Source organism: Photobacterium carnosum (assembly GCF_021236965.1).
In the GTDB taxonomy this organism is placed as follows: Bacteria; Pseudomonadota; Gammaproteobacteria; order Enterobacterales; family Vibrionaceae; genus Photobacterium; species Photobacterium carnosum.
On the sequence record NZ_WMDN01000045.1, the window covers coordinates 1 to 6580 of the forward strand.

4 protein-coding genes and 1 tRNA gene are annotated in these 6580 nt (G+C 41.9%); 4 read left to right on the top strand and 1 reads right to left on the bottom strand.

Going from position 1 to position 6580, the window contains the following annotated elements:
* Positions 1–111 precede the first annotated feature (111 nt).
* Positions 112–196: transfer RNA gene (locus tag GLP24_RS19510), tRNA-Tyr, on the bottom strand.
* A gap of 182 nt (positions 197–378) precedes the next feature.
* Here GLP24_RS19510 and GLP24_RS19515 point away from each other — a divergent pair.
* The 4 genes from GLP24_RS19515 (at position 379) to GLP24_RS19530 (ending at position 6579) form a co-directional block, all read left to right on the top strand.
* Positions 379–1452, top strand: a complete 1074-nt coding sequence (locus tag GLP24_RS19515) for an efflux RND transporter periplasmic adaptor subunit (RefSeq protein ID WP_232601740.1) — start codon at positions 379–381, stop codon at positions 1450–1452.
* Positions 1452–4577 (top strand): multidrug efflux RND transporter permease subunit, encoded by a 3126-nt coding sequence (locus GLP24_RS19520; protein ID WP_232616421.1) that lies wholly within the window; start codon positions 1452–1454, stop codon positions 4575–4577. Before GLP24_RS19515 ends, GLP24_RS19520 begins: the two co-directional genes overlap by 1 nt.
* Before the next feature lie 165 nt (positions 4578–4742).
* Positions 4743–5834, top strand: a complete 1092-nt coding sequence (gene rluF / locus GLP24_RS19525) for a 23S rRNA pseudouridine(2604) synthase RluF (protein ID WP_232616422.1) — start codon at positions 4743–4745, stop codon at positions 5832–5834.
* Between the two features lie 436 nt (positions 5835–6270).
* On the top strand, positions 6271–6579 hold the full coding sequence (locus tag GLP24_RS19530) for a PTS fructose transporter subunit IIB (protein ID WP_045038300.1): 309 nt from the start codon (positions 6271–6273) through the stop codon (positions 6577–6579).
* The last annotated feature ends 1 nt before the right edge of the window (position 6580 follow it).

Consider the following 6580-nt stretch of genomic DNA (forward strand, 5'->3'; position numbering starts at 1 on the left):
GGGATGTTGCTTGCTACTCTATTTTTAGTTGCAATAGTTATTTGTTGCTCTGGTGATTAAAGACCACTTTAACCACTGAAAAACTGTTATAAAACAATTCTTCAAAATTAATGGTGGTGGGGGAAGGATTCGAACCTTCGAAGGCAGTGCCGGCAGATTTACAATCTGCTCCCTTTGGCCACTCGGGAACCCCACCACAAGTGCGGGGCGGATAATAACAAACATTTCAGCGCTGTAAACCTTTTTTATCATTATTATCGAGCACTTGCTTGATTTTTCATCAGTAAGCCGATTTTTGCTTAACTTTACATTTCTTGACGTTATTCATCCTTTAGTTCAGATATTATTCAGTTAGGATTTTTATGATGGTTTTAATAAATGAAAAAAATGGTCGTAGCAGTATTAGTCGCAGCAGTTTTATCTGGTAGTTACTTTTACTTTCAAGGAACGTCACACGCTGCGCAAGATAAATCACCGCCCGCGTCATCGTCACGTGTTGTGTCTGTGACAACGGGAGAGGTTAGTTCTTTAGCTGTTGCTCAATCACTTTCATTAGTGGGTAAGTTGAATGCGGAACATGCCGTTAATATTGCTGCAGAAGTTTCGGCTAAAATAAAAACGATTGCAGTTGCTGTTAATAGTACGGTCAAGAAAGGCCAACTATTAATTCAACTTGATGATGATAAAGCGGTGGCTGCTTATGATGAAGCCTTAGCCTATCGTAATGATGAAAAGCGAAAACTGACTGAATTTCAGCGTTTATTGTCTCGTGGTGCTATTACTAAAACTGAAATTGATGCTCAAACTGCCAATACAAGTATTGCCAATGCTCGTTTAAAAGCGGCTTTAGCGAATCTTAATGATCATGCTATTCGAGCGCCGTTTAATGGCACTGTTGGGTTCTACGATTTTAGTCCAGGTCATATGGTAGCAGCAGGCGGTGAATTATTTAATTTTGATGACCTTTCCTCTATGCGTCTGGATATTGAAGTGCCAGAACAATATATCTCTTCTTTAACGGTTGGAATTAACGTTACCGCAAAAAGCCAAGCGTGGGGCGATCGTACCTTTACGGGTGAAATTCAAGCCATTGATTCGCGTGTTCAATCAGATTCTTTAAATATTAAAGTCCGCGTAGTGTTTGAAAATAGCGATCATGCTTTAAAACCAGGAATGTTACTTGCGACAGAACTTGATTTTATTCCGCAACAACAAGCGATTATCCCCGTACAAGCCTTAGAATATTCAGGCACTAAACGTTATGTTTATCTTGTTGACCCACAACAAAAAGTACACCGAACCTTGGTGGCTCTGGGTGAGCGTATTGATAATAATGTTGTTATTAAAAAAGGCTTAAAAACAGGCGATCGTATTGTTGTGCAAGGATTAGTGAATATGCGTGACGGTATAACCATTAAAGACATTACCCCTGCTGTTGGAGTAACGAGCTAATGTGGTTATCAGATATTTCAGTAAAACGGCCAGTGGTGGCTATTGTATTAAGTTTACTGTTGTGTGTGTTTGGTATCGTTTCCTTTTCTAAACTAGCCGTTCGTGAAATGCCGGATATTGAAAGTCCTGTTGTGACTATTATGACAACTTATGACGGCACTTCAGCAACGGTAATGGAAAGCCAAGTGACCACCCCGATAGAAGATGAATTATCAGGGATCAGTGGTATCGATAACATTACCTCCGTTACTCGTAATGGTATGTCGCGGATCACGGTTGAATTTGATATGGATTGGGATCTCACTGAAGGTGTCAGTGATATTCGTGATGCGGTTGCTCGTGCACAACGTCGCCTTCCTGATGATGCCAATGATCCGATAGTATCGAAAGATAACGGTTCAGGTGAGCCTGCGATCTACATTAATTTATCGTCATCTGAAATGGATCGTACCCAATTAACGGATTACGCTCAGCGAGTCTTAGAAGATCGTTTCAGTCTTTTAAATGGTGTTAGCTCAGTCAGTCTTAGTGGCGGTTTGTACAAGGTAATGTATGTAAAATTACAACCGACACTAATGGCTGGCCGAGGAGTTACCACCAAAGATATCGTTAATGCATTAAATGATGAAAACGTTGAATTACCCGGTGGCGAAGTTCGTAACGATCAAACGGTGATGTCCGTTCGTACCGCGCGACTTTACCAAACCGTTGATGATTTTAAATACTTGATGATCCATAAAACAGACACTGGCACCCCTATTTATTTAAAAGATGTCGCAGACGTTACGATTGGTGCTGAAAATGAAAATTCAACATTTAAAAGTAATGGTGCCGTTAATTTAAGTTTAGGCATTGTGACTATGTCCGATGCTAATCCGCTTGATGTGGCTAAAGAAGTGCGTGCTGAAGTGGCTAAAATGCAGCAATTTTTACCTAAAGGCGCTTCACTGACGCTTGATTATGATGCCACCGTGTTCATTGATCGTTCAATTAGTGAAGTTTACAGCACGTTATTAGTGACCGGAGTACTGGTTATTTTGGTGTTGTATATTTTTATTGGCCAAGTGCGTGCAACGTTAATTCCTGCCGTCACGGTGCCAGTGTCCTTAATCTCAGCTTTTATCACCGCTTATTTCTTTGGTTTTTCAATTAACTTATTAACCCTGATGGCGTTAATTTTAGCGATTGGATTGGTGGTTGATGATGCGATTGTGGTGGTTGAAAACGTTTTCCACCATTTACAACGTGGAGAATCACCATTACTAGCCGCTTATAAAGGCACTCGTGAAGTTGGATTTGCGGTGGTGGCAACGACCGCGGTGTTAGTGATGGTGTTTTTACCTATATCGTTTATGGAAGGCATGGTAGGGCGTTTATTTACTGAGTTCTCAGTGTTATTGGCGATGTCAGTGATCTTCTCATCATTAATTGCTTTAACGTTAACCCCTGTTATGTGCAGTAAATTGCTGCAAGTGAATGTGAAGCCAAATCGTTTTAATCTGTGGATTGATCGTCAATTTGATAAATTAGAACATGGTTATCGTCGTATGGTAACGGTGGCCGTTAAGAAACGGTTTGTCGCACCGTTGGTGGTGTTAGCGTGTATTGTAGCCAGCGCAGGATTAATGAAAGTGATCCCCGCGCAACTTGCACCACAGGAAGATCGTGGGGTGTTATTTGCGTTTGTTAAAGGCGCAGAAGGTACCAGTTATAACCGTATGATCGGCAATATGGATCAAGTTGAAGCGCGTTTATTACCGCTATTAGGCAAAGGGATTTTAAAATCAGTCAGTATTCAATCGCCTGCCTTTGGTGGTCGAGCAGGAGATCAAACAGGCTTTGTGATCATGCAATTAGAAGATTGGAATGATCGTACCGTTGGGGCACAACAAGCATTGGGAATAATAAGTAAGACGTTAGCGGGTATTCCCGATGTGCGAGTGATGCCGATGATGCCTGGTTTTCGAGGTGGATCATCAGAACCTGTCCAATTTGTATTAGGCGGCGCGGATTACCAAGAGCTGTTTAAATGGGCGACTAAGCTGCAACATATTGCTGAAGATAGCCCATTAATGGAAGGGGCTGATTTAGATTACGCTGAAACAACTCCTGAGCTGTTAGTGAATGTAAATCGTGAGCGTGCGGCGGAACTAGGTATTCCCGTCACTGAAATCGCGGAAACATTAGAAGTGATGCTTGGCGGTCGCAGCGAAACAACCTTTGTTGATCGCGGTGAGGAATACGATGTTTATCTTCGTGGTGATGAAAATAGCTTTAATAGCTCAACCGATCTTAGTCAGATTTATCTACGGGCGAAAAATGGCAAGCTGGTTACACTTGATACCGTGGCGTCTATTGATGAAGTGGCATCAGCACAAAAGTTAAGTCATCACCAAAAACAGAAATCGATCACCTTAAAAGCTAACCTTTCAAAGGGTTATACGCTAGGTGATGCGCTTGATTTCTTAGATCAACAAGCAATAGATACCCTACCGTCTGATATCTCCATTAGCTATGCTGGTGAATCACAAGATTTCCGAGATAACCAAAGTAGTATCGCAGTAGTGTTTGGCTTGGCGTTATTGGTGGCTTATTTAGTACTTGCAGCGCAGTTTGAAAGCTTTATTAACCCGCTGGTGGTTATGCTAACCGTACCAATGGGGATCTTTGGTGGTCTTGCTGGATTATGGATAATGGGACAAGGGCTCAATATTTATAGCCAGATTGGGATGATCATGTTGATTGGTATGGTGACGAAAAACGGTATTTTAATCGTTGAATTTGCTAACCAACTGCGTGATAAAGGGATTGAGTTTGAACAAGCGATTGTTGATGCGTCAGTACGTCGATTACGACCTATTTTAATGACCGCGTTTACAACCTTGTTTGGTTCTTTACCGTTGATTCTATCAACTGGCGCAGGTGCTGAAAGTCGTATCGCAGTGGGTACGGTGGTGTTCTTTGGAATGGCATTTGCCACCTTAGTGACATTATTAGTGATCCCAGCGATGTACCGCTTGTTATCAGCTAAAACTAAATCACCAGGTTATATCGAAGCGCAATTAGAAAAAGAATTGGAGCATGATTATATCGGTCGTATTAATCATGGTGATTTACCGAAATAAGTAATATGAGTCACGAGTAGCGAGTTTACGAGAGTAAAGAAACTCGCTACTCGCTACTCGTCTCACAATCAGTTAAACTTCCGCTATAACAACTATCGAGCAAGTAAACTACCGTTAAGTGGTTTATTGCCCTGATCGACCTAAAGCCCTTTATAGAAGAAAAACATGTCACAAAATTCTACTGAACAGCAGAGCCCGAAAGGGGTTCGACTTAATAAATTTATCAGTGATACTGGCTATTGCTCACGCCGTGAGGCGGACAAGCTGATTGATCAGGGACGTGTAACCCTCAATGGCACTATGCCTGAAATGGGTATGCGAGTAATGGATAAAGACGAAGTATTGGTTGATGATAAGCCATTACGTAGCAAAGAACGTCCAATTTATATCGCGCTTAATAAGCCAACGGGTATCACCTGTACGACTGAGCGCCATATTGAAGGCAACGTGATTGATTTCATTAATCACCGTAAGCGTATTTTCCCGATTGGTCGTTTAGATAAGCCGTCTGATGGTCTTATTTTCTTAACCAATGACGGTGATATCGTTAATAAAATTCTTCGTGCCGGTAACTCGCATGAGAAAGAATATGTAGTGCGTGTTGACCAAGCGATTACCCCTGACTTTCTTGAGAAAATGTCATCAGGTGTTGAGATTTTAGATACTGTTACGCTGCCATGTAAAGTGACTAAAGAAACGAATTTCTCATTCCGTATCGTATTGACACAAGGTCTAAACCGTCAAATTCGTCGTATGTGTGAAGCGTTAGGCTATGAAGTATATAAACTTCGTCGCGTACGCATCATGAACATTACAATTGATGGTTTACCAAACGGCAAATGGCGTTATTTAACCGATGCTGAAATCGCTGAAATTCAGCAGTTGATTTCACACTCAAGCGGTACTGAAGAAGCGTCAATGACCGATGCTGATGGCCATACGATTGCTAAAGCAACTGATGCGAAGTTGTATGATCACCGTGCACAAGAAGCGCGTAATGAACGTCATGCAGCTGGAAAACAGTTTAAAACTTACAGCGGTACGGGTGATTTTAATCGTCGTCCCGATGGTGCGAACCGTAGCAGCCGTAATCAGAATGAAGAGCGTAATAGCCACAGTGGATACCATGCTGATGCGCCTCGTCGTAATAATGATGATCGTCCTGCGCGTACGTCAACACCAAGCTCTGATAGCAAACCAAGTTTTGGTGGCAAGAGTAACGGCATTAAAAAGTGGAAATCAAAGCGCGAAGAGTAACAGCGCGTTGTTAAGAAACTAGATAGCCAGTTTCAAGAATAAATGAAAAGCGATAGGCGAGAGCCTGTCGTTTTTTTTGTTTGTGTAATTCCGTTATTGCCTACAGTGAACGCCAAACCCAACCACCGTCATTCCCTACAGTGAGGTTACGAACGAGATAGGGAATCTACCATCCACGCGTTGTAGAGTGACTGTTTTCGTTGGTGTCTTTTAGTGTATTTCCTCGAGTATATTTAGTGCTCAATGGCGCGATGAATAGATCACGGATAGCTTCGAACCTCAACTTCCGAGATGACGGATAATAACTAGTGTTATTCCTTGCAGTGAACGTACGGATTAACTCCCGTCATTTTCTGTAATAAAATATGATATTCTGCATAACTGGCTGCTTATTTATGCGCCTTGGTATTTAATCGTTATAAGTTTAGGGATGAAAATGAAAATTGTCGCGGTAACAGCCTGCCCAACGGGTATAGCACACACATATATGGCGGCGGATGTACTTAATAAAACTGCACATCAAATGGGAATTAAAATCCAAGTCGAAACCCAAGGTGCGATGGGGATTGAGCACTTTTTAACGGCTAAAAATATTGCTTGTGCAGACATTGTATTAATAGCCTCAGATATTGAAGTTGAACAACGGGCTCGTTTCACTGGTAGTCGTATTCACTGTGTCACCATCGAAGAAGTCTTAGTTGATGCCACTGCTGTGATTGAGCGTTGTCAGCAATTGTGTCAATGAC

What these genes read in the sequence shown, in the direction of transcription:
- rluF (WP_232616422.1), top strand. Translation starts at nt 4,743, where the DNA reads ATGTCACAAAATTCTACTGAACAGCAGAGCCCGAAAGGGGTTCGACTT.
- GLP24_RS19520 (WP_232616421.1), top strand. Translation starts at nt 1,452, where the DNA reads ATGTGGTTATCAGATATTTCAGTAAAACGGCCAGTGGTGGCTATTGTA.
- GLP24_RS19530 (WP_045038300.1), top strand. Translation starts at nt 6,271, where the DNA reads ATGAAAATTGTCGCGGTAACAGCCTGCCCAACGGGTATAGCACACACA.
- GLP24_RS19515 (WP_232601740.1), top strand. Translation starts at nt 379, where the DNA reads ATGAAAAAAATGGTCGTAGCAGTATTAGTCGCAGCAGTTTTATCTGGT.